The sequence below is a fragment of the Pseudomonas sp. HLS-6 TE3448 genome (assembly GCF_053629555.1).
The window spans coordinates 504,778-523,998 of record NZ_JBRJIO010000001.1; the positions used below are offsets into that span (position 1 = coordinate 504,778).

At 60.0% G+C, this 19,221-nt stretch carries 19 protein-coding genes; 11 read left to right on the plus strand and 8 right to left on the minus strand.

Annotated features, from left to right (window positions below; all coding sequences use genetic code 11):
• Positions 1-115 precede the first annotated feature (115 nt).
• On the minus strand, positions 116-571 hold the full coding sequence (locus tag AB7M23_RS02375) for a flavodoxin (protein ID WP_454240144.1): 456 nt from the start codon (positions 569-571) through the stop codon (positions 116-118).
• Between the two features lie 146 nt (positions 572-717).
• Between AB7M23_RS02375 and AB7M23_RS02380 the strand changes: the two genes are divergently transcribed.
• Positions 718-1,176: a PAS domain S-box protein gene (locus AB7M23_RS02380; protein WP_065758799.1), complete on the plus strand. Its 459-nt coding sequence runs from the start codon at positions 718-720 to the stop codon at positions 1,174-1,176.
• Between the two features lie 69 nt (positions 1,177-1,245).
• Positions 1,246-1,854 (plus strand): hypothetical protein, encoded by a 609-nt coding sequence (locus AB7M23_RS02385; RefSeq protein WP_454240145.1) that lies wholly within the window; start codon positions 1,246-1,248, stop codon positions 1,852-1,854.
• An 11-nt stretch (positions 1,855-1,865) separates the two neighbouring features.
• Here the strand turns inward: AB7M23_RS02385 and AB7M23_RS02390 are convergent, their stop codons facing one another.
• Complete coding sequence (locus tag AB7M23_RS02390; protein WP_454240146.1) at positions 1,866-2,816, minus strand: MerR family transcriptional regulator; 951 nt, start codon at positions 2,814-2,816, stop codon at positions 1,866-1,868.
• Positions 2,817-3,034: 218 nt separating this feature from the next.
• Between AB7M23_RS02390 and AB7M23_RS02395 the strand changes: the two genes are divergently transcribed.
• The 4 genes from AB7M23_RS02395 to AB7M23_RS02410 all read left to right on the plus strand — a co-directional run bounded on the left by AB7M23_RS02395 (position 3,035) and on the right by AB7M23_RS02410 (position 5,060).
• On the plus strand, positions 3,035-3,610 hold the full coding sequence (locus tag AB7M23_RS02395) for an antibiotic biosynthesis monooxygenase (RefSeq protein ID WP_454240147.1): 576 nt from the start codon (positions 3,035-3,037) through the stop codon (positions 3,608-3,610).
• An 87-nt stretch (positions 3,611-3,697) separates the two neighbouring features.
• Positions 3,698-4,393, plus strand: coding sequence for a dihydromonapterin reductase (gene folM / locus AB7M23_RS02400; protein ID WP_099775765.1), 696 nt, complete (start codon positions 3,698-3,700; stop codon positions 4,391-4,393).
• Between the two features lie 36 nt (positions 4,394-4,429).
• The gene (locus AB7M23_RS02405) at positions 4,430-4,726 is read left to right on the plus strand and encodes a DUF1244 domain-containing protein (RefSeq protein WP_065758804.1); all 297 of its coding nucleotides are present in this window, start codon (positions 4,430-4,432) and stop codon (positions 4,724-4,726) included.
• Complete coding sequence (locus AB7M23_RS02410) at positions 4,719-5,060, plus strand: HopJ type III effector protein (RefSeq protein WP_102052769.1); 342 nt, start codon at positions 4,719-4,721, stop codon at positions 5,058-5,060. Before AB7M23_RS02405 ends, AB7M23_RS02410 begins: the two co-directional genes overlap by 8 nt.
• Positions 5,061-5,657: 597 nt before the next feature.
• Here AB7M23_RS02410 and AB7M23_RS02415 read toward each other — a convergent pair.
• The 3 genes from AB7M23_RS02415 to AB7M23_RS02425 form a co-directional block, all read right to left on the minus strand.
• Positions 5,658-6,602: an alpha/beta hydrolase family protein gene (locus tag AB7M23_RS02415; RefSeq protein WP_454240148.1), complete on the minus strand. Its 945-nt coding sequence runs from the start codon at positions 6,600-6,602 to the stop codon at positions 5,658-5,660.
• 38 nt (positions 6,603-6,640) lie between these two features.
• Positions 6,641-6,928 (minus strand): DUF3077 domain-containing protein, encoded by a 288-nt coding sequence (locus tag AB7M23_RS02420; protein WP_409278726.1) that lies wholly within the window; start codon positions 6,926-6,928, stop codon positions 6,641-6,643.
• A 318-nt stretch (positions 6,929-7,246) separates the two neighbouring features.
• Positions 7,247-7,585 (minus strand): hypothetical protein, encoded by a 339-nt coding sequence (locus AB7M23_RS02425; RefSeq protein WP_065758808.1) that lies wholly within the window; start codon positions 7,583-7,585, stop codon positions 7,247-7,249.
• Between the two features lie 210 nt (positions 7,586-7,795).
• Here AB7M23_RS02425 and AB7M23_RS02430 point away from each other — a divergent pair, with 210 nt between their 5' ends.
• Complete coding sequence (locus AB7M23_RS02430) at positions 7,796-9,391, plus strand: sensor domain-containing diguanylate cyclase (RefSeq protein ID WP_454240149.1); 1,596 nt, start codon at positions 7,796-7,798, stop codon at positions 9,389-9,391.
• Here AB7M23_RS02430 and chrA read toward each other — a convergent pair.
• On the minus strand, positions 9,374-10,738 hold the full coding sequence (chrA, locus tag AB7M23_RS02435; RefSeq protein ID WP_454240150.1) for a chromate efflux transporter: 1,365 nt from the start codon (positions 10,736-10,738) through the stop codon (positions 9,374-9,376). The genes AB7M23_RS02430 and chrA overlap by 18 nt on opposite strands.
• Positions 10,739-10,842: 104 nt before the next feature.
• On the opposite strand from chrA, the gene AB7M23_RS02440 reads away from it, so the two are divergent.
• The 4 genes from AB7M23_RS02440 to AB7M23_RS02455 all read left to right on the plus strand — a co-directional run bounded on the left by AB7M23_RS02440 (position 10,843) and on the right by AB7M23_RS02455 (position 14,160).
• Positions 10,843-11,883, plus strand: coding sequence for a DMT family transporter (locus AB7M23_RS02440; protein ID WP_454240151.1), 1,041 nt, complete (start codon positions 10,843-10,845; stop codon positions 11,881-11,883).
• 126 nt (positions 11,884-12,009) lie between these two features.
• The gene (locus tag AB7M23_RS02445) at positions 12,010-12,714 is read left to right on the plus strand and encodes a helix-turn-helix transcriptional regulator (protein ID WP_256587522.1); all 705 of its coding nucleotides are present in this window, start codon (positions 12,010-12,012) and stop codon (positions 12,712-12,714) included.
• 65 nt (positions 12,715-12,779) lie between these two features.
• Positions 12,780-13,082 (plus strand): hypothetical protein, encoded by a 303-nt coding sequence (locus AB7M23_RS02450; RefSeq protein WP_102052767.1) that lies wholly within the window; start codon positions 12,780-12,782, stop codon positions 13,080-13,082.
• 211 nt (positions 13,083-13,293) lie between these two features.
• Positions 13,294-14,160, plus strand: a complete 867-nt coding sequence (locus tag AB7M23_RS02455) for an isocitrate lyase/PEP mutase family protein (RefSeq protein ID WP_065758814.1) — start codon at positions 13,294-13,296, stop codon at positions 14,158-14,160.
• A gap of 106 nt (positions 14,161-14,266) precedes the next feature.
• Here AB7M23_RS02455 and AB7M23_RS02460 read toward each other — a convergent pair whose 3' ends face one another.
• The gene (locus AB7M23_RS02460) at positions 14,267-14,881 is read right to left on the minus strand and encodes a hypothetical protein (protein WP_454242143.1); all 615 of its coding nucleotides are present in this window, start codon (positions 14,879-14,881) and stop codon (positions 14,267-14,269) included.
• 495 nt (positions 14,882-15,376) lie between these two features.
• Positions 15,377-19,192, minus strand: coding sequence for a hypothetical protein (locus AB7M23_RS02465; RefSeq protein ID WP_454240152.1), 3,816 nt, complete (start codon positions 19,190-19,192; stop codon positions 15,377-15,379).
• Positions 19,193-19,221 lie beyond the last annotated feature (29 nt).

Consider the following 19,221-nt stretch of genomic DNA (forward strand, 5'->3'; position numbering starts at 1 on the left):
GCTGGCAAACAGTCTAGCCAGCTTTGATCAACCCGAGAGTTGCATTGCCAGCCAGCCTATTGACCGTGTGAGTCATTGCGCAAAAATGTCAGGACAAGGCGACCAACAGCACCGCTCAGCCGCGCAGGGCAGCAACAAACCCGGCCAACCAGGGTTCGGCATCGGTCTCCGGGGTAACGGTCTCACTGGCATCCAGGCGCAGCATCGGCTGCACTTCCCTCAGGCCCATCTCGGCAAACAATTCGCGCAATTGTTCACCGCCAGCACAGAAGGTATCGCCGTAGCTCGAATCGCCCAGACCGATCACTGCACCTGGCAATCCACGCCAAATTGCCGGCAAGGCATCGCGGATTTCACAGAACAGCGGCATCAGGTTGTCTGGCAATTCGCCCATGCCGGTGGTCGACGTCACGGCCAGAAAAGCCTCTGGGGCAAAACCTTGCAGGTCCTGAAGGGTCGCCCGGCCAGCATGCCAAGCCTCAAAACCAGCGGCTTTGAGCAACGACTCGGCGTGGCGAGCAACTTCGTCGGCAGTACCATAGACCGAACCGGAAAGGATGGCGACTTTCATAGTAGATTCCGAAACTGAGTAAAAACGTAGGATACTAACACCGCAGGCTGGCAAATGGCCCCACGCCAAAGGTGTAGGGCTACGCGCAATCTTCTAGAATCAGCCATCCTGTCAGGTCGTTCTTCCCATTTTGCAGGCCCTTGTCCATGATCAACGCCAAACTGCTGCAACGCATGATTGACGCCTCCACAGACGGCATTGTGGTCGCGGAACAGGAAGGCGACGACACCATCCTGATCTACGTAAACGCCGCCTTCGAGCGCATCACCGGCTATACCGCCAACGACGTGCTCTACCGCGACTGCCGTTTCCTGCAACAGAACGAGCGCGACCAACCGGCACGCGCACGTATCCGCCAAGCCATCAAGGAAGGCCGCCCCTGCCGAGAAATCCTGCACAACTTCCGCAAGGATGGCACCGCCTTCTGGAACGAACTGTCGATCACGCCCGTCTACAATGAAGCCGATCAACTGAAGTACTTCATTGGCATTCAGAACGATGTCAGCCGCCAGGTGGAAGCCGAACAGCGTGCGGCACAGCTGGAGCAGCAGTTGGCCGAGGCCTTGGCCCGCATCAAGGTACTGGAAAGCGACCAACGGTCGTAAACAAAGCGGGCAGATTGTTGTCCATCAATTTACCGCCTCGTAGACCGATCAAGATTTCCGGGTTTGACCATGCAAACAGACGCCCTACTCACCCAGGATGAGCTGGACTTCATTCAGAACATACAACATTCGCCGCAGTTCGATGTGGCGGATGCGAACGCCAGCTTGCTGCTCAACAGTGACAGCCAACTCAAGAACCTGTTGACCCGCCTGATCGCCCACGAACAGGTCACCCTGCAAGCGCAGTTCGAAAACCACCAGATGAGTTTTCCCCTGCAGTTGGTCGAAGACGAGTTCCACGCCACGCACCTGCAAGTGGGCGCGCCGAGCATCTACGAAGACGGGCCGATGGTACGCCCCTGGCGCCTGACCCTGGACACGCCGGTTGCGTTGGAAGACGACATGGGCCTGAGCACGGATCTATGGGTACGGGAGATATCGTTCAAAGGGGTACTGCTTGAAGTGCGCCAGCCAGAGCCACCTGCGCGATTCTCGCTGTGGTTCAACCCCGGGAGCGCAGAGGCACCCATTGCACTTGAGGGCACCCTGCAACGACGCGCGGCGGACGGCCTTGCCGCCTATCGCCTGAGCCAGCGCCATTCTGCCGAGACCGAGCGCCTGCGCGAGTACATTCTGCAACAACACCGCCGCGCGCATCCGGATGTGCACGCGGCCTGAAGGCCGCACCTTCAGGTATCGAGGTGCCCCGCCAGATACTGCTGCAGCCGCCTGCGCATCAACCGCCCTTCACTGCCCAGACACGCCACCTGCGAGCCGATCAACAGGTCTTGGGCGAGGTCTGCGGCTTCGCCGGCGAACAACAGCGGGCACTCCAGGCCCAATGCCAGGCGCGCCAGACGCTTGGGCAGGTCAGGGGCCGGTGGATGATTGGAAAACAACACCAGGGCATGAGGCTTGATGCGCTCGCACACCAGGCTCAACTCCTCCAGCGGTTGCCCCAGCGACAGCACGCTCACGGCGACCTCGCTGCTGCCTAGCAACAACGCGGCCACCAACAGCTCCAGCTCACGGCATTGCCCAGGGATTGCCGCCAGCACGACATGGAGCTCTTGCTGCTCACGCGCCAACTGCAAACGTTGCAAGGCGCGGGCCCGCAGGAAACCGTCGAGGAACAACCACTCGCTAAGCTGGCCAAACACCTCCTGGGCCGTGCGCAGTTCCTGCCACACGGGCATCAGAATGTCCTGGAACACCACCACCAGCGGATAACTGGCAAACACCTGCCCATACACTTGCTCAAGCTGGCGCTCATCGAACGAGCGGACCGCTTGGCGCAACTGAACCTGCCACTGCGCCCAATCGCTCTGCACGCCTTGTGGTGGTACCTGCAGCGTCTGTGCCTTGATGACCTGGCTCTTGGCAAGCAGGCTACCAACCTTGCTCACCGCCACACCGCGTTCGATCCAGCCGAGGATATTACGGACCTCGTCAATATCGGCCTGGGAATACAGCCGATGCCCACTTTCGGTGCGTGTTGGCTGGATCAACCCATAACGGCGCTCCCAGGCACGCAACGTCACCGGGTTGATACCGGTTAATCGGGACACCTCACGGATAGGAAACAGCTCCTCGTGATCGAGGGCAGTGGAGCTCAGGGAGGGATGAGCGGATTCAGTCATCGCCGGGACAGCCGCATTTTCAGAAGGTGGAGGCCATTCTACTCCGCTATTGCCGCCAAGGCACAAGACCGATCTGAACCCACCCGGCGTAGATCAGCACTGACGCGCCAGCGCATTTACGGAATAATCCTTGCTTGTGTTCAAACGCTGCCCACCACCCCGGGCAGCGTTCCATGGGCGCGGCTACCCGCCGCCTCCATAAAGCCAGGAGATACACGATGTCTACCCCACCCGTTACCTTGATGGTGGCGCGCCGCGTTGCCAATGGCCGCTACCAGGACCTGATCGCCTGGTTACGTGAAGGCGAACAACTGGCCACCGACTTTCCCGGTTATCTGGGTTCGGGCGTGCTGGCCCCGCCGCCGCAAGACGATGAATTCCAGATCATCTTTCGCTTTGCCGACGAAAAAACCCTGCATGCCTGGGAGCACTCGGCCTCACGCACGGCATGGCTCGCCCGCGGCAACGGCCTGTTTCAACAACCGTCGGAACACCGTGTCAGTGGTATCGACGGCTGGTTTGGCAGCAATGCCGCACAGCGCCCACCCCGCTGGAAACAAGCCGTGGCGATCTGGCTGGCGTTCTTCCCGGTATCGCTGGCCTTCAACCTGCTGTTCGGCCACTGGCTCACCGAGCTGAGCCTGCTGCCACGCGTGCTGCTCAGCACCCTGGCCCTGACGCCGTTGATGGTCTACGTCTTCATCCCACTGTCGACCCGTTGCCTGGCCGGTTGGCTCAACGCCAGCAGCACACACCCCGCAGCGCCCACGGCACCCACACTGGAAAGCCGCTAGCCGGCTCAGGGCGCGTGCAACACTGCGCAGTTCGGGTATGCTGGGCACTAACCCTGCGAACACGTAAGAAAAGTTGACCGCCCTTACATGAACAGCCCAATTCTAGTCACCGGAGCCAGCCAACGTGTTGGCCTGGCACTGGCTCTGAGGCTTGCGCAAGCCGGCCATACCGTCGTCAGCGCCAGCCGTAGCAAGAGCCCAGAGGCCGCGCACCCGAACATCATCCAGTTCCAGGCCGACCTGTGCGACGAGCAAGATCGCCTGGCGCTGATCCAGTTCCTGCAAGACAACTTCGACGGCTTGCGCGCTATCATCCACAACGCCTCGCTGTGGCTGGACGACAGCCTGGCCAACCTCAATACCATGTTCAAGTTGCATGTCGAGGCGCCCTACCACCTCAACCTGGCCTTGGGCGAACACCTGCTGAAGCTGGACAAGTCAGACATCATCCATATCTGCGATGAAACCTCCTCGCGCGGCAGCAAAAGCCATATTGGCTATGCCGCAACCAAGGCGGCGCTGCAGAACATGGTGCTGTCCTTTGCAGAAAAGTACGCACCGCGCGTACGCGTCAACGCGATCCTTCCGGGCTTGCTGATCCTCAAGGAAAACAGCGACGAAGAGTACCGCCAGCAAACCCTGAAAAAGGCCCTGCTGGAATTCGAGCCGGGGGCTCAACCCTTGATCGATGCGGTGCTCTTTCTGCTGGAGAGCCAGTACAGCACGGGCAGCAGCGTGGTGATCAACGGTGGTCGCCACCTGAAAAAAGCCGTATCGCGGTAAACTGACCCACTGCGCCACACCTTCACGAGACTAGCCATGACGCCTCAAGAGCAACTCGAACTCGAAGCGGCGGCCTTTCGCCGCCTGGTCGAACACCTGCGCAAGCGTACCGACGTGCAGAACATCGACCTGATGAACCTCTCCGGCTTCTGCCGTAACTGCCTGTCCAAGTGGTACAAGGCCGCTGCCGACGAGCGCCAGATCGACCTCAGCCTGGATGACGCCCGCGAAGTGGTGTACGGCATGCCTTATGCCGAGTGGAAAAGCCAATACCAGAAAGAAGCCAGCCCAGAACAACAGGCGGCGTTTGCCAAAGGAAAAACCCATGACTGACCTGACCACCCTGCGCGCCAGCCTCAACAGCGGCGAACACGTCTTTGCCGACACCCTGGCGTTCATCGCGGCGGGCTACGACTACCAGCCACAGGCGTTCAACAATGGCGGCGTCGAAAACGCAGCCGGGCAGAACGAAGGCTCGTGCAAAACCCTGGGCCTGGCCCTGCTGGAAGGCCTGAGCGACCAGGAAGCGCTGCTGGCGTTCGGCGAACACTACCGCAGCGTAGTGGCTACACCACAAGGCACCGACCACGCCAACATTCGTGCCCTGATCGAGCATGGCCTGGCGGGCGTGAAATTCAGCGCACAGCCGCTGAAGCGCAAAGCCTGACCCAAACGGCATCGCCAATAGGGATCTGTGCAGAACACTGCATTTCCTGTTGGAGCTGGCTTGCCTGCGATGGCCCCGGCGCGGTGCCAGTGGATACGAGGCGCCTGCATCGCGGGCAAGCCCGGCTCCTACAATCCCTGTTGGAGCTGGCTTGCCTGCGATGGCCCCGGCGCGGTGCCAGTGGATACGAGGCGTCTGCATCGCGGGCAAGCCCGGCTCCTACAATCCCTGTTGGAGCTGGCTTGCCTGCGATGGCGTCGGCGCGGTGCCAGTGGATACGCGGCGTCTGCATCGCGGGCAAGCCCGGCTCCTACAGTCCCTGTTGGAGCTGGCTTGCCTGCGATGGCGTCAGCGGGGTGCCAGTGGCTGAGCGGCGTCTGTATCGCGGGCAAGCCCGGCTCCTACAATCCCTGTTGGAGCTGGCTTGCCTGCGATGACGTCAGCGGGGTGCCAGTGGCTGAGCGGCGTCTGCATCGCGGGCAAGCCCGGCTCCTACAATCCCTGTTGGAGCTGGCTTGCCTGCGATGGCGTCAGCGGGGTGCCAATGGGTGCGCGGCGCCTGCATCGCGGGCAAGCCCGGCTCCTACAGACTGCACGTCAGGCGTAGGGCGGGATCACCCGCCCCGGTGCGCACGCCGTCAGTTCGCCACGCTTCAACCACCCCAACGCAATCGGCCATAAACGCCCTTCGTAGCGGCTACGAAAAAACGCAAAATGCCCCACCTGCGCCTCGTCGATATCTTCAGGGGCAATACGCAGGTGCACCCGTGGGCTGGCCTTGAAATACGCCAGCAAACGCTCAATCGCCGGTACGGTACCAAACGGATCATCGCTCAGGCTGATGGCCAGGGTTTTCGCCGTTACCCGGGCAAAGTGCAACTCGGCCAACGCCTGACCACTGGGCCGCGTTTCATAGCGCGCACTGGATCGGCTCCAGTCACGCACCACGCCAGCCGGTGTGTCTTCCAGCCAGCCCAGCCGTTTACCCGGAAAATAGCCACACAACCGTGTCAGCAACGGCATCAACACATGCCATTTGCACACCAGTTGCCAACGGCTGGCCGCCGCGTAATCACGCCAGTAGGCAAATTGCGCCCCCACCGTGACCAAATGCCGAATCACCGCCGACGAAGGCGCCAGCCCCGCGGCACACCCACCAAAACTGTGGCCGATGACATCAATGGGCTGACCGGGAAACACACGCATCGCCCGCTGCAGCATCGCCTCGAAATCCAGTACGCCCCAGTCGGACCAGGACGCCTGAAACCCGCGCATCGACGCCGGCCGCGACTCACCGATGCCCCGGTAGTCGTAGACGATCACATCGAAGCCATTGGCAAACAGGTACTCGGCGAAACGGAAGTAGAACCGGCAGCGTACCGAGGTCGCGGCGTTGATGATGACCACCGCCCGCGCGGTATCGGCCTTGCCATGACGCCAGGTAAAACCGCCGAGGCTGAAACCATCGGCGGCCTGCTCACGAAACGCCTCGCCTGAGGCACCGGCAACCGGCGCCGGGTGCTGCTGAAGGATGATCGACATGCGCCCCCCTTTTTATAGTGGGGTCAACGCTAGCACCTTTACGGCGGGTTGAGTGTGCCGATCAGGGCATCCACCACGGCTTTGGCGCTGTCGAGGCTATGGTGCACCAGCCAGGCGCTGTCTCCGGCCAGCACCTGCTCACCCATGGCAGCGGCATACACCGCCGCTCGCGCGGGGGCCAACAAATCGGAAATGCTGCTCAGCGCATCGGCTATCGGTACACCGTCAACCACGCAGAACAGCGCGCGCTGCTGGTGTGCATCGCCCGTGCAATGGAACACCACACCTTGTGCGGTCGTAATCGGAGGGGAATCGGACGTACTCATAATCACTCCTAACGTTTAGGAGCTGCCACTGTTCGCGGCCAAACGAGAGAGGGTGGCAGCTGTACGAGGGTTGGCCGACCGGGACGTTAGGAGCCCGGCACACCCGAAGGTGTCCCGCGCACAGCCGCCATAGCACGACGTGCAAGCGCAAAAAGTGCACTTGCATTCGGATGGTGGCGCTTATGCGCCTAACGTTGTCGACCGGCCAAGGTCGGTCACGGGATTGACCGTGACCGCGCAACCATACCGGCGGCCCCCGGTGCACGCAACAGCAAAGCGTGGCTCTCTGCGTGAAAGCACTTCACCTGCGCTCGGGCACTAGTTGTGGTAGGTCATCCACCAGGTTTCGCGGCACGTCGAATTGAAGGTCATGTGTGCGGGCGCAACCGTAAACTGGTCGACCGGGCACTCCAGCACTTCATAGATGATCCAGCACTCGGGGCAGGTGTCCGCACTGACCGGCAAACGGTCTTGTTCAAGGGTGCGCCGAATGACCACACCATTGGTAAAGGTCGCGGTCAGGGTGTCTTCCCTGACCTCAAGCCCTTCGTCCACGGTGCTGTTTGAGCTGACGGTATAGTCGCGAACACACACCGTACTTTCTGCGCCATGCAGCGCGCGAACATACAGTGCCAAGTGCTGCGTTGCCTCTTTCATGCGATATGCCACCTGGGTAATGCAGGGAATATTGACCCGCACCGCACCTGTTAACAGGCGCGGGCGCTGCCCAGAATGAGCGCGCACAGTGCATGGGTACAAGCACAGATTGCAAAAATGCTCAGCCAACTTAGACAAAAAGCCACGGCCAAGCGAGGGTGAAATGCCGTATGATAATGCCGCCCAAATGCAAATATCGGTTCGTTTTAGATGAGTGGCAAGTCGCTTTTCAAGATTGACCTTCGTGGTTTAATACTGCTTCTCGCGATTGCGACTGCACTTATTACGCTAGGCAACGCGCTCTATTCAAGTTATCGCGTTCAGCGCCAGCAGTTGATCGACAACACACTCGAATCAAACCGTATTTATGCGGCGAAACTGGCTGCCAGTACCGATCAGTTTCTGCATTCGGCCCAACAACAACTCGCCTACAGCGCGCGCATGATGAGCAAGCCGGACGGGCTTGGCCAAGCAGTAGATGAAGTTGAACGCCTGAAATCCCAGACCGACAGTTTCAACTCGGTAACCGTTGCCGATGCCACGGGAAAAGTTGTAGCCATATCACCTGAAACGATTCAGATCGTGGGAAGTACACTTACTTCGGTGAATGCTCAGCGCGCACTGACTGAACAGAAGCCCTTTATCAGCCAACCCTTCGTCTCGTTCGCCGGCAACTTGGTGGTGTTCATTTCCCATCCGATTTTTTCCGACCAAGGCGTCTACCTCGGGTTTATCGGCGGCACTATTTACCTCAAGCAAAAGAGCATGCTGCACAGCCTGCTGGGCAGCCACTTCTACACCGACAGCTCCTACATTTACGTCGTCGATGAAAACCGCAAGCTGCTCTACCACCCCGACCCCAATCGGATCGGCGAGGCCGTAGGCCCCAACGCGGTGATTGATGCCGTGATTCGTGGCGAAAGCGGAAAAAGCCAGGTCATCAACACCGCCGATGTCGAGATGCTGGCCGGCTACGCGCCCATTACCTCGGCGCATTGGGGCATCGTTTCTCAGCAGCCGATCGAGACATCGCTGCTGGCGTTGAACACGCTGATGATCAACATGCTCAAGGGCATTCTGCCGGTTGGCCTGCTGGGAATGCTTGCCATCTGGTGGCTGGCACGGCTGATCTCGACGCCGCTGGGGCAACTGGCCGACTGCGCCAAGAACATGGACAGCCCGGAAGCGCAGGGCAAGATCCGCGCGGTAAAGTCCTGGTACTTCGAGTCGACCCAAATCAAGCGCGCCTTGCTGTTAGGCATCTCCTTGCTGCAAAGCAAGATCGGCAAGTTGAACAAGGACGCACAAACCGACCCGCTGACGGGCCTGCTCAACCGGCGGGCCATGGCCCAAGTACTGGAAACCTATCGCAGCGAGCAGACAGCCTTCTCCGTCGTGGTGCTCGACATCGATCACTTCAAGCGGGTCAACGACACCTATGGCCATGACACTGGCGACAAGGTCCTGGTGCAACTCTCGAAAATCATGCAGAAGTATTCGCGCGAAGCGGACAGCGTATGCCGCGTGGGTGGCGAAGAGTTTTTGATCCTGCTGCCTGGCACCTCCATTGAAGCCGCCGGCAACTTTGCCGAGCGCCTGCGCGTGGCCGTTGAACAAGCACCCATGGCGCTTGTTGGGCACATCACGATTTCCCTGGGGGTCGCCCACTGGCCGGACGATGCCAAAGAGCTCTCCGAAACCCTGAAGCTGGCGGACGACCGGATGTACCAGGCCAAGCAGTTGGGCCGCAACCGCGTGGTCGCGAGTGCCGTTGAGGGCACCGTTCAGTCATGCGTGCCGCAGTAACTGCACGACCACCCCGGCCAGCCCACACGCCATCAGTACCGGTATCACGCCGCGCTTGAAGCGGAACAGTGCAATTGCGGCCGACACGGCGATCAACGCCGATACCCCATCGAACGCACCGCTGAAGCCTTTGGGCCAGAGCACGTGATAACCGAAGAACAGCGCAAGGTTGAGGATCACCCCGACGACAGCCGCGGTGATAGCGGTCAACGGTGCGGTGAACTTCAGCACGTTGTGCGTCGACTCCACCAGCGGCCCACCCGCCAGAATGAACAGAAACGACGGCAGGAAGGTGAACCAGGTGACCAGGCACGCGGCAACCGCACCGGCCAGGAACAGGTGCTCACCGCCCAACGCCTGCTGCAGGTAAGCGCCCACAAAGGCGACAAAAGCCACCACCATGATCAACGGCCCAGGGGTGGTCTCACCCAGCGCCAGGCCATCGATCATCTGCGTTGGGCTCAACCAGCCATAGTGGCCGACCGCGCCTTGATAAACGTAGGGCAGCACCGCGTAGGCACCACCAAAGGTCAACAGTGCAGCCTTGGTGAAAAACCAGCCCATCTGGGTCAAGGTACCGCCCCAGCCAAACAGCGCCGTCAACACCCCCATTGGCACTACCCAGAGCACCGCGCCAACAACCAACAGTTGCGCCAGACGCGACCAGCGGAAACGTGCATGTGCGGGTGTAGGGGTTTCATCGTCGATCAGCGCGGGGCCATAGGCGGCCCTGCTAGCAGCGTGCCCACCGCCGTTACTGAACCTGGCCGGCGCAAAACGACCGCCCAGGTAACCCAACACAGCGGCGCCCAGCACAATCAACGGGAACGGTACATTGAGGGCGAATATCGCGACAAACGACGCCGCAGCAATCGCCCACAGCCAGCTGTTTTTCAGTGCCCGCGAGCCAATACGGTGAGCCGCCTGGATCACGATGGCGGTCACGGCAGGCTTGATGCCATAGAACAACCCGGCCACCACCGGCACGTCACCAAAGGCGATGTAGACCCAGGACAGGCCAATCAAGATAAACAGCGATGGCAGCACGAACAGTACGCCGGCAATCACCCCGCCCCAGGTTCGGTGCATCAGCCAGCCGATGTAGGTGGCCAGTTGCTGAGCTTCGGGGCCGGGCAGCAACATGCAGTAGTTCAGGGCATGCAGGAACCGACGCTCGGAAATCCAGCGCCGCTGCTCGACCAACTCCTGGTGCATGATCGCGATCTGCCCGGCCGGGCCGCCGAAGCTGATAAAGCCCATCTTGAGCCAAAACACGAAGGCGTGCCAAAAACTCACCGGCGGCGGTACGGCTAGGGTGTCGGCTGCCTTCGGTGCGATGTGCGTCATACTGAGGATCCCTGATTGCCCGTATTAAGGCCCGGTAAAGGTATTCATTCGGGTGAGGCCGTATGATGAACGCTTGAACCGCTCAAGTGGAAGGCTCCCCCCGAATGAACGTGAGTGTTTTGTACGCGCTGGCCGCAGCGGCCCTGTTTGGCGCCAGCACACCACTGGCCAAGTTTCTGGGCGTGGGCCTTTCTCCTGTGCTGTTGGCCGGGCTGTTGTACCTGGGTAGCGGCCTGGGCCTGACCCTCGTGCGGTGCATTCGAGACCGAGGCTGGCGCAGCAGCGGCCTGACAGCCCCTGAATGGCCATGGCTGCTCGCCGCCATCGCATTCGGCGGCGTGCTTGGGCCGATTGCGCTGATGTTCGGCCTGACACGTACCTCAGGGGCGACCGCCTCCCTGATGCTCAATCTGGAGTCGGTGCTGACCGCCCTGCTGGCCTGGGTCGTGTTCAAGGAGAACGCTGATCGTCGAATCGTGCTCGGCATGATCGTCATCGTTCTGGGGGGCTGTGTACTCTCCTGGCCTCAGGAAAGCACATCGGCCCATGACTGGACCGGCCCGCTGGCCGTGGCGTTCGCCTGCCTGTGCTGGGCCATTGACAACAACCTGACGCGCAAAGTCTCAGCGTCCGACGCCGTGTTCATCGCGGGCCTCAAAGGCTTGAGCGCGGGTGTGGTGAACTGCGCGCTGGCATTGGCTATCGGCGCCCAACTGCCGGCAATCAGCACACTGCTGCCTACCTTGCTGGTGGGCTTTCTTGGCTATGGCGTCAGCCTGGTGTTGTTCGTACTGGCCCTGCGTGGGCTCGGCAGCGCGCGTACCGGCGCCTATTTCTCAACGGCGCCCTTTCTGGGCGCGGCCCTCTCGATCCTGATGCTTGGGGAGTCGGTGTCATGGCTGTTCTGGATCGCCGCCGCGCTGATGGCGCTGGGTGTCTGGATACACCTGACCGAGAACCACGCACACGAGCATCAACATGAACCGCTGGTGCACAGCCATCGACATACCCATGACGAGCATCACCAACATGAACACGACTTCGAATGGGATGGCACTGAACCCCACAACCACCTGCACCACCACGCACCGATCCGACACAGCCACCCGCACTTTCCCGATATCCATCACCGGCACAAGCATTGAGGGTGTGCCTGGTTGTTGATGGGGTCGTCTGGGGTGCGAGGATCGGCGTACCCCCGACACTCGATACCTGAGAGACTAAAGCGCCGGGCAAGCTCGCCCAAGATCACACCATGGACCGGATGCTACATGCGCAAGTCAGATCGACTGTTTCAGGTGGTCAACCTGATACGAGTGCATCAACCCATTACCGCAGACGCGTTGGCCGAGCGCATTGGCGTCTCAGCCCGCACGATTTATCGGTACATCGATGACCTGTCTGTCAGTGGCATTCCCCTCTATGGGGTTGCTGGCGTGGGGTACTCACTGCGTGAAGGCTTTGAACTGCCGCCTCTGACCCTCACCCGCACTGAACTCGATGCGCTGATGCTTGGCGTTGAGATGCTCTCCACTGCCGCGGGTACTGAACTCGCCACCTCTGCCAGGACGCTTCTGAGCAAAATCACCGCGGCGTTGCCATCGGCCGATGTACCGCCCTCGCTCTCCAGCATTCGGGCGCTGCGCGTCAGGCCCGCCACAGCGCACCAGCGCCACCTGGATGAACTGAACCGGGCTATTCAACAAGCGAGCGCGGTACGTTTTTCCTATGTCAGCCTGAACGAGGCAACTTCGGACCGGACGGTGTTTCCCTTGGGGCTGTTCTATTGGGGAGGCAAGTGGACGGTGGGCACCTGGTGCGTGTCCAGGCAGGCCTACCGAGACTTCCGGATCGACCGGATGCACAACCTGCAGATCATGACGGACGGTCAAAAGCTTGGGGCAGAATGGAACCTGCGCGCCTACATGCAGTTCCAGTCCGCGCAATGGGCGGCACATCCTGCGATGAAGCACTGACAGTACGCTGTCAGTAGGCCTGCGTGACACTGGTCGCTCTTCTTACTGCACCTGGAGAGCACCCTATGACACAGAACAGCCATGTACTTGAACTCGCGATCTTTACCGTCAAGGAAGGCTTTGAACAGCAGATGCCCGAGCTTCGAGTAGTGCTTCGCGAAGCCCTGAAGCACTTTGATGGTTTGATTGAATACACCGGCTACTGCCCTGCCCCTCAAGGCCGAGTTTTCGTCGACCTTGCCAAGTGGGACAGCCTTGAGAGCGCACACGCCGTTGCACAGGCCTTCGAGCGTGGAGACGCCAGATTCGCACCGTATGCCCACGCCATTGAAGCGATTACCTTCATGGGGCACTTTCATCCGGAGTGATCGCCTCTTCTCACATTGGCATCTAAGGCGCACCATTACGCAGCAATAGGCGGATTTCCGCCATCATAGTTCTGGAAAGTGGCGTGTTTCCTCCATTCAAGTGCCGGGAACACCGCCCCAACAACCGTAACATCTGCATTACAACCTTCGGGTACAGGTCTTGCAAAATGTGAACAGTAAAAGACCAGACAACGACTCACGGGATCAGACCATGCAAAAAACCTGTCACCATGAGCTGCGCAATGCCTTTCGTGCCCTGCTTGCCAGCCATGCCTGTTACCACACTGCCTCAGTGTTCGACCCGTTGTCGGCGCGTATCGCCGCCGACCTCGGTTTTGAAGTCGGCATCCTCGGCGGCTCGGTCGCGTCCCTGCAAGTGCTCGCCGCCCCGGACATCGCCCTGATCACCCTCAGCGAGTTTGCCGAACAAGCCACACGCATCGGCCGTGTGGCCCGCCTGCCCGTGATCGCCGACGCCGACCACGGCTACGGCAATGCCCTCAATGCCATGCGTACCGTCATCGAACTGGAGCGCTCTGGCGTCGCCGCACTGACCCTTGAAGACACCCTGCTGCCAGCCCAATTCGGCCGCAAGTCCTACGACCTGATCAGCGTCGAGGAAGGCGTCGGCAAGCTGCGCGCCGCCCTGGAAGTACGCGACGACAGCGCCCTGGCAATCATCGCCCGCACCCATGCCGGCGTGCAGCCGCTGACCGACGTCATCCACCGCACCCGCGCCTATCAGGACGCAGGCGCCGATGGCATCTGCCTGGTCGGGGTGAAGGACTTTGAACACCTGGAGGCAATCGCAGAAGGCCTGAGCGTGCCACTGATGCTGGTCACCTACGGCAACCCGGAACTGCGCGACGACAGCCGCCTGGCCAAACTGGGCGTGCGCATCGTGGTCGACGGCCATGCCGCCTACTTCGCGGCAATCAAAGCCACCTACGACAGCCTTCGTGAGCAGCGCGGCATCCCTGTCGAAAACGCGCTCAATGCCTCGGAACTGGTAACCAAGTACACCGCCCCGAACGACTACATCGCGTGGGCGCGGGAATACATGAATGTGAAGGAGTAACGCGCCAGCTTGGGGCGAGATTCGACCCAGGCCCGCCACGAAAAAATCGTCGCCGCGCTTATGGCAGCGCTTTAAACAAGCGCAGCCTGGGCCAGGCACTGAAACACTAAGCGGTATGAGGTCGTGGGAGCGATGCGATCATTTGATCAAAAGCCTCTAGCGCATACCTTCCATCAAGGCTTTTCAAGGCCGGCATTTCTGAAGGAAAACCGAATTGCACTCGCCCTGGAAGCACCTTTTCGATGGCTGAGTACCAGTTCAAAAGAGCGGTTTGGAGACGCACGTGTAGCTCGAAATTACGCCGTCGGCGGGTGGTGTCTGCGTTGGCTCGTTCGCGCGCGAGCTGCGGATCGATGCTGCCAACAATGTAACAGTCAGCGAAGCCAATCCGCCTTTGGGCTACCGTTTCTCGTGTAGCCGCCAACTCCAATCGCCAGTCGTGTTCGCTGGCCTCGCCGATCTGCCAGAGGCTCCAAATGTAGTGGAGCTTGAGGGGGTCGCTGTCGCACAAAGCCCACGAAGACATTTCTTCCGTAGCGAGCGCTGCCTGCCAGCGATCTACGTTTCGCTCTGCCCAGAACGCTGCGGCTCCGACTGGGTCTTGCAGTCGATTCGGCTCGTCCTTGAAACGTCCATTTTCAGGAACGACATATTGCCCTCCATGCTTTGCGCACCAGGTGGTTTTCCCGCTCGCGCTGATACCGTCGACAACTACGATCATCGTTCTGACTACTCCGCAAAATTCATCCTGCTCCTGCAAGCCTACAGGCATCCGTGTGGCTTGTGCCGGCATCCCTTCATGCAGCGTTTCGTACTCGCGGGCGTGCAAGGCTGGGCACACACCATGTATTGGCTTTGCAGGGCTGGGTAGATGACTTAGCCGTATGGACACCGATCCAGAGACCAGCAGAAACAACAAAGCCCGCACTGGGCGGGCTTTGTTGGGTGTTTCGTGCCCTGTGGGGCTGATCGAAACGGCTGGATGGTGCGGAGACAGGAGTCGTATCAACACGGAAGAGGCTGAATTCAATGGATATTGTTCTTCAGGGTATGACTCATTATCTCTAAAGTTATCCTCAGCCTATTTCCAGGTGGCGAACCATCGTGAAAAAGTCCTGCCTTGCGGCAGACCAGTCTGGAAGGAATTCAAAGTGCTCCACCGAGCCACCACCCACCTTCAGTCCGAGGGCGTTCATCATAGTTGTCATTGCCGAGCTTATGCACTGCGCTGACAGTCGAACACCGTAAGTCCTAGGACGAATGACTCGATGGCTTCGATAGTCTGGGTCCGCTCGCCGTGCAGCAGCCTTGCAGCGGCATTCGCAATCGAGAGTTCACCTTGAAGAGCGGCATCCACGAGTTGCAGGCCAGCCCCCTTGATGTCATCCGTGAGCGCCAAGTTGCTCCAGGCCTCCCTCGCTTCGTCGAGAGTCTCAAAGATCGCCCGATAGATGCGTTCCTCCTCGGGCATCCTGGTTCCCTTGCTGCTCCAATACGCATCAATGCCTTGGAGCTCTGCCAACGGGTTGGTGAGACGAGTCAATACGTTTACCGAATCCAGCGGAGCTGCCTGGAGTCCTGCGGCGGCGCACCAGGGTTGCGCCAATTCATTTGGTAGGACCGGGAACAGACTGTCGAAGCCAGATGTAGCGAGATTCGTCAATCCGAGCTTGTTCATGACCGGTAGGACGCAAATCTTGCGCCCGTCATCAACGAGAGCGCGCCAGGCTGCCCAGCCACTCTCTAAGTCCACGCCTGTTCCATCGGTGTTCACAGGCAAAGTGACCAGCACATCCGCAGGCGGCCACACCCCGGGAATGGTAGCCTCAGACAGCAGATGAACGCCGATGCCAGGGCTTATTGCGGTCAACTCGGCCCTTAGTCTAGCTTCCAAGTTATTAAACTCGGCCTCGCGATATCGGCGCGCGGCCAGTGCCGCTTTGCCAAGCGCACTTCCCTTTGGGGCCGTCTGGCAGCGGTGGGTGAGGAACGGGTGCAGCCCTCTTTTTTCAGACTCACCGGCCATCGTCTGAAACATTTCCACGAGGCGTCGTAGCTCATCCAACTCTTTCGGAGCCTCGATTGACAACACATCCCATGACTCCTCTGACGCCGCAATCGTTATGCTTTTCTGGAGGTCTGCAAGCCACGCCATGTAGGCCGGAGCACCCTGCGGCAGCGCAAGAAACCTCCGGACTAGGTCCGTGGAGCAACTGGACAGGATCGATGGCAGCCTCGACCAGCTCTGAACCTCAGCAGTTGGCTGCTCCTCCTGTGGCGCCACCAAGCTGATAGCAGCGTCGTATACGCGCCCCAAAACGTTGAGCGCCGTTGTATCGGTCTTCCCTCTGAATTGCCCGTCAAGCAGGGCTCTGAGGTTCGGGACGAGCAAATTGAGCAGATCCAGGCATTGCGCTAGATATGCGGTGTAACTCTTAGCAGCCAATTCCGCGTTGAGAATGGCCAGCCACGCACGATTGCGGGCAACCTGTTCGGGCGCAGGAACGTTCGCCCTGGGCATGCGTTTGCAAGCAAGCGGGTAGCCTCCAATTGTGGACGGGACGATGCTCCCGTCAGCTCCGAGCGCGTTGCTGGAGACAATATCTGCTGCAGGTGTCAGCGCCAGCAAGGTCTCACAAGTCTGATACACCTCGTGATTAAGGTCGGTTTGCACGGAGGTTGCTACATACCAGAAGTCTGAGCGAACCTCTTTACCTTCCTCGCATGGGCTCAGGCGCGGTGCCTCAGCCCATGCCACATGGTCGGAGAAGCGCTGGAACAACACCTCTTGCCCTACTGCATCGACCCAACTGATCGCCAGCGCCCTGTCGACCCTTGCTGTAACTCTTAGTAGCGAAACTATGGCTTGAAAGTCCGTGTCGACCAGCGGGGGGGAAAGTTTGGCCAGCGCCCTCAAGTGCGAAGCCGGGATGACTTGGCCGAGTAGCGAAGCCATGAGCCGAGTCAAGTCCCCCATGCTGCTCGCCGCCTGGAGCGTGCGGCGCAGATCGCTTGGAGCTAACCGAGCCAAAAAGCGAGCGGTCAAACCTGAAGCGATGACCTCAGTCCTGATTTCAGTAAAGCGTCGAGATACCGAGACTATCGGACCGATATCTGGTGGCTCGACGTCGCCAATCGCAAGTCCAGCAGGCGTTCCCAGCAACGACTTCGCCATTGCTAGTGCTTCGGCGGTCTGGAGCCATCGTCCGATCACCCGATGCGCGTTCGTGTGATCCAGCCCTGTCAGAATCGCGCTGAGAAGCGCCGTTGTCGGTGCTGCCTCCAATCTAAGTGCCAGGCTTTCAATTACCTCGTCATCGCATCCCTCGTGCCTAGAAAGCGTGCGCTCAAGGAACCGAGACATCTCGGATGCCGGCACCAGCCAAACTGCAGTTGCGACCGTAGTCGACAACAAGGGCAGCGCGAACTCGTGAGACAGACGAAGTAGCTCTGCAGATCTCAACTCATGCAGCCCCACGATCCTGCCGTCATGTGTGTCTTGAACCAGGTGCTCATCCTTGAGTCTGGTCAGCGCTAGCGAGACCGTAGTCGCTGATTTGGACAAGACGCGAGGCAATTCTGACACATCGGCACCGCAACCCGTGGCGTTCACACAAGCCACCATCCTCAAGACATCCAGTTCGTCGTGTCGAGTGACGTCGTTCATCCGCGCAGCAATCTGCGCGTGCAGCGTCTCGCTCAATCGATGCCCCTGGGTAAGCACGTGGGTGTACTCAAGTAGGTGGCCAGCCGCCAGCGCCCAAGGTTCTCGCCATCCTTGCCAAGCGGTTTGCCCTCTATCCCTCAACTCTCGCCACACTCGTTCAGCAAGAGTGTCGTCACCCTGAACCTTGACTTGGGCAGCGCGACGGTTATCTACCAGCGGATAGCGATCCTCCTCTCGTACAGATGCCAAAAGCAGCAGCCCGGGAGTGCGATTTACCTCCGCAGTCAACGCGGTCCAACCCTCCGAGAACCCTCGGCCCACGTCATCGATGATGAAGCCGACGGGCGCATCTGCAGTCGCTCGTCTGGAGCGCGCAAGCTGGACAAGTGACGCAACTGCTGTCGGCGGCAGACGATGAACCTGAAACCAACGCACTGCGTGGCGACTGGCATACGCGGCTTCCCAAAGGACTGCTGACTTTCCTGAGCCGGAAACACCGTGAATGAGCGCGTTTCTACGGCTTTCCAGTCCTTGGAGAACGGCTGCCCGGAGCTCAGGGCGTTCCACTACCAGTCCTGCGGCTACATGTGATGCCTGCGCATCGACACCCAGGTAGAACAGCGGATCCTCATCAGGAGTCAGGAAGTCCACAGCTGAACACAAGCCCTCGATTAGCGCTGCCTCGACTAGCGCCGAGCTCAAAAGCGGCTGTAGCGCGTCGAACCGCTGCTGAACATCAGATACGGCAAGCCCAAGATAAGCGTTCTCCGCGCGAGTGCCGTTGTCATCAGAGAGGTGTCCCACCACGCCCAGGAGGTCCGCGAAGTACATCTCGGCTTCGAAGGCGGTGCAGGCCTGTCTAGCCGAAATCTGGGCTACTGCGCTCCCGCGAGGGTCAGGCAGCACAAGCACCTTCGTTCGCGCAATGAGGCCGGCCAGCCCCTTGCGTCCCTTCAGCTCGGCTACGACGCTCGGATAGGCGGAAAGCTCTTGCAACTGGCGGAAGGCAGTGCGGCGCTCACCAACATTGCTCTCGAGCACCAGCAAAAATTGGTCGTCAGGATGAAGCCCTTTTCCGTCCCACATTTTCATGACGAAGCCCGCCACGGAGCGAGCTGAAAACGGGCCCATGTGATTGCGTCGTGACTTGACCTGCGCGAGCGTTCTAGCGCGGGCCGTCCGGAGCTCAAGATCGTCGCCCCCTTCAGGGACGACGCTGCCGTATCCAAAACGGCCGACAAAGCCTTCTACGGCAAGGCTTGCCGCAACCGCATCCTGATAGCGGAACCCACGTCCCGCATGAGAGCCAGCTCTTGTCGCCAAACCAAACCTCCCTTTTCGATGGCCAAGAAATTCGTCGCGCATTAGCTCCAAGCGGTGACTCGAGGACGATA

Coding starts and splice junctions, on each gene's coding strand:
- AB7M23_RS02375 (WP_454240144.1), bottom strand. CDS start 571: ATGAAAGTCGCCATCCTTTCCGGTTCGGTCTATGGTACTGCCGACGAA.
- AB7M23_RS02380 (WP_065758799.1), top strand. CDS start 718: ATGATCAACGCCAAACTGCTGCAACGCATGATTGACGCCTCCACAGAC.
- AB7M23_RS02385 (WP_454240145.1), top strand. CDS start 1,246: ATGCAAACAGACGCCCTACTCACCCAGGATGAGCTGGACTTCATTCAG.
- AB7M23_RS02390 (WP_454240146.1), bottom strand. CDS start 2,816: ATGACTGAATCCGCTCATCCCTCCCTGAGCTCCACTGCCCTCGATCAC.
- AB7M23_RS02395 (WP_454240147.1), top strand. CDS start 3,035: ATGTCTACCCCACCCGTTACCTTGATGGTGGCGCGCCGCGTTGCCAAT.
- folM (WP_099775765.1), top strand. CDS start 3,698: ATGAACAGCCCAATTCTAGTCACCGGAGCCAGCCAACGTGTTGGCCTG.
- AB7M23_RS02405 (WP_065758804.1), top strand. CDS start 4,430: ATGACGCCTCAAGAGCAACTCGAACTCGAAGCGGCGGCCTTTCGCCGC.
- AB7M23_RS02410 (WP_102052769.1), top strand. CDS start 4,719: ATGACTGACCTGACCACCCTGCGCGCCAGCCTCAACAGCGGCGAACAC.
- AB7M23_RS02415 (WP_454240148.1), bottom strand. CDS start 6,602: ATGTCGATCATCCTTCAGCAGCACCCGGCGCCGGTTGCCGGTGCCTCA.
- AB7M23_RS02420 (WP_409278726.1), bottom strand. CDS start 6,928: ATGAGTACGTCCGATTCCCCTCCGATTACGACCGCACAAGGTGTGGTG.
- AB7M23_RS02425 (WP_065758808.1), bottom strand. CDS start 7,585: ATGAAAGAGGCAACGCAGCACTTGGCACTGTATGTTCGCGCGCTGCAT.
- AB7M23_RS02430 (WP_454240149.1), top strand. CDS start 7,796: ATGAGTGGCAAGTCGCTTTTCAAGATTGACCTTCGTGGTTTAATACTG.
- chrA (WP_454240150.1), bottom strand. CDS start 10,738: ATGACGCACATCGCACCGAAGGCAGCCGACACCCTAGCCGTACCGCCG.
- AB7M23_RS02440 (WP_454240151.1), top strand. CDS start 10,843: ATGAACGTGAGTGTTTTGTACGCGCTGGCCGCAGCGGCCCTGTTTGGC.
- AB7M23_RS02445 (WP_256587522.1), top strand. CDS start 12,010: ATGCGCAAGTCAGATCGACTGTTTCAGGTGGTCAACCTGATACGAGTG.
- AB7M23_RS02450 (WP_102052767.1), top strand. CDS start 12,780: ATGACACAGAACAGCCATGTACTTGAACTCGCGATCTTTACCGTCAAG.
- AB7M23_RS02455 (WP_065758814.1), top strand. CDS start 13,294: ATGCAAAAAACCTGTCACCATGAGCTGCGCAATGCCTTTCGTGCCCTG.
- AB7M23_RS02460 (WP_454242143.1), bottom strand. CDS start 14,881: ATGATCGTAGTTGTCGACGGTATCAGCGCGAGCGGGAAAACCACCTGG.
- AB7M23_RS02465 (WP_454240152.1), bottom strand. CDS start 19,192: ATGCGCGACGAATTTCTTGGCCATCGAAAAGGGAGGTTTGGTTTGGCG.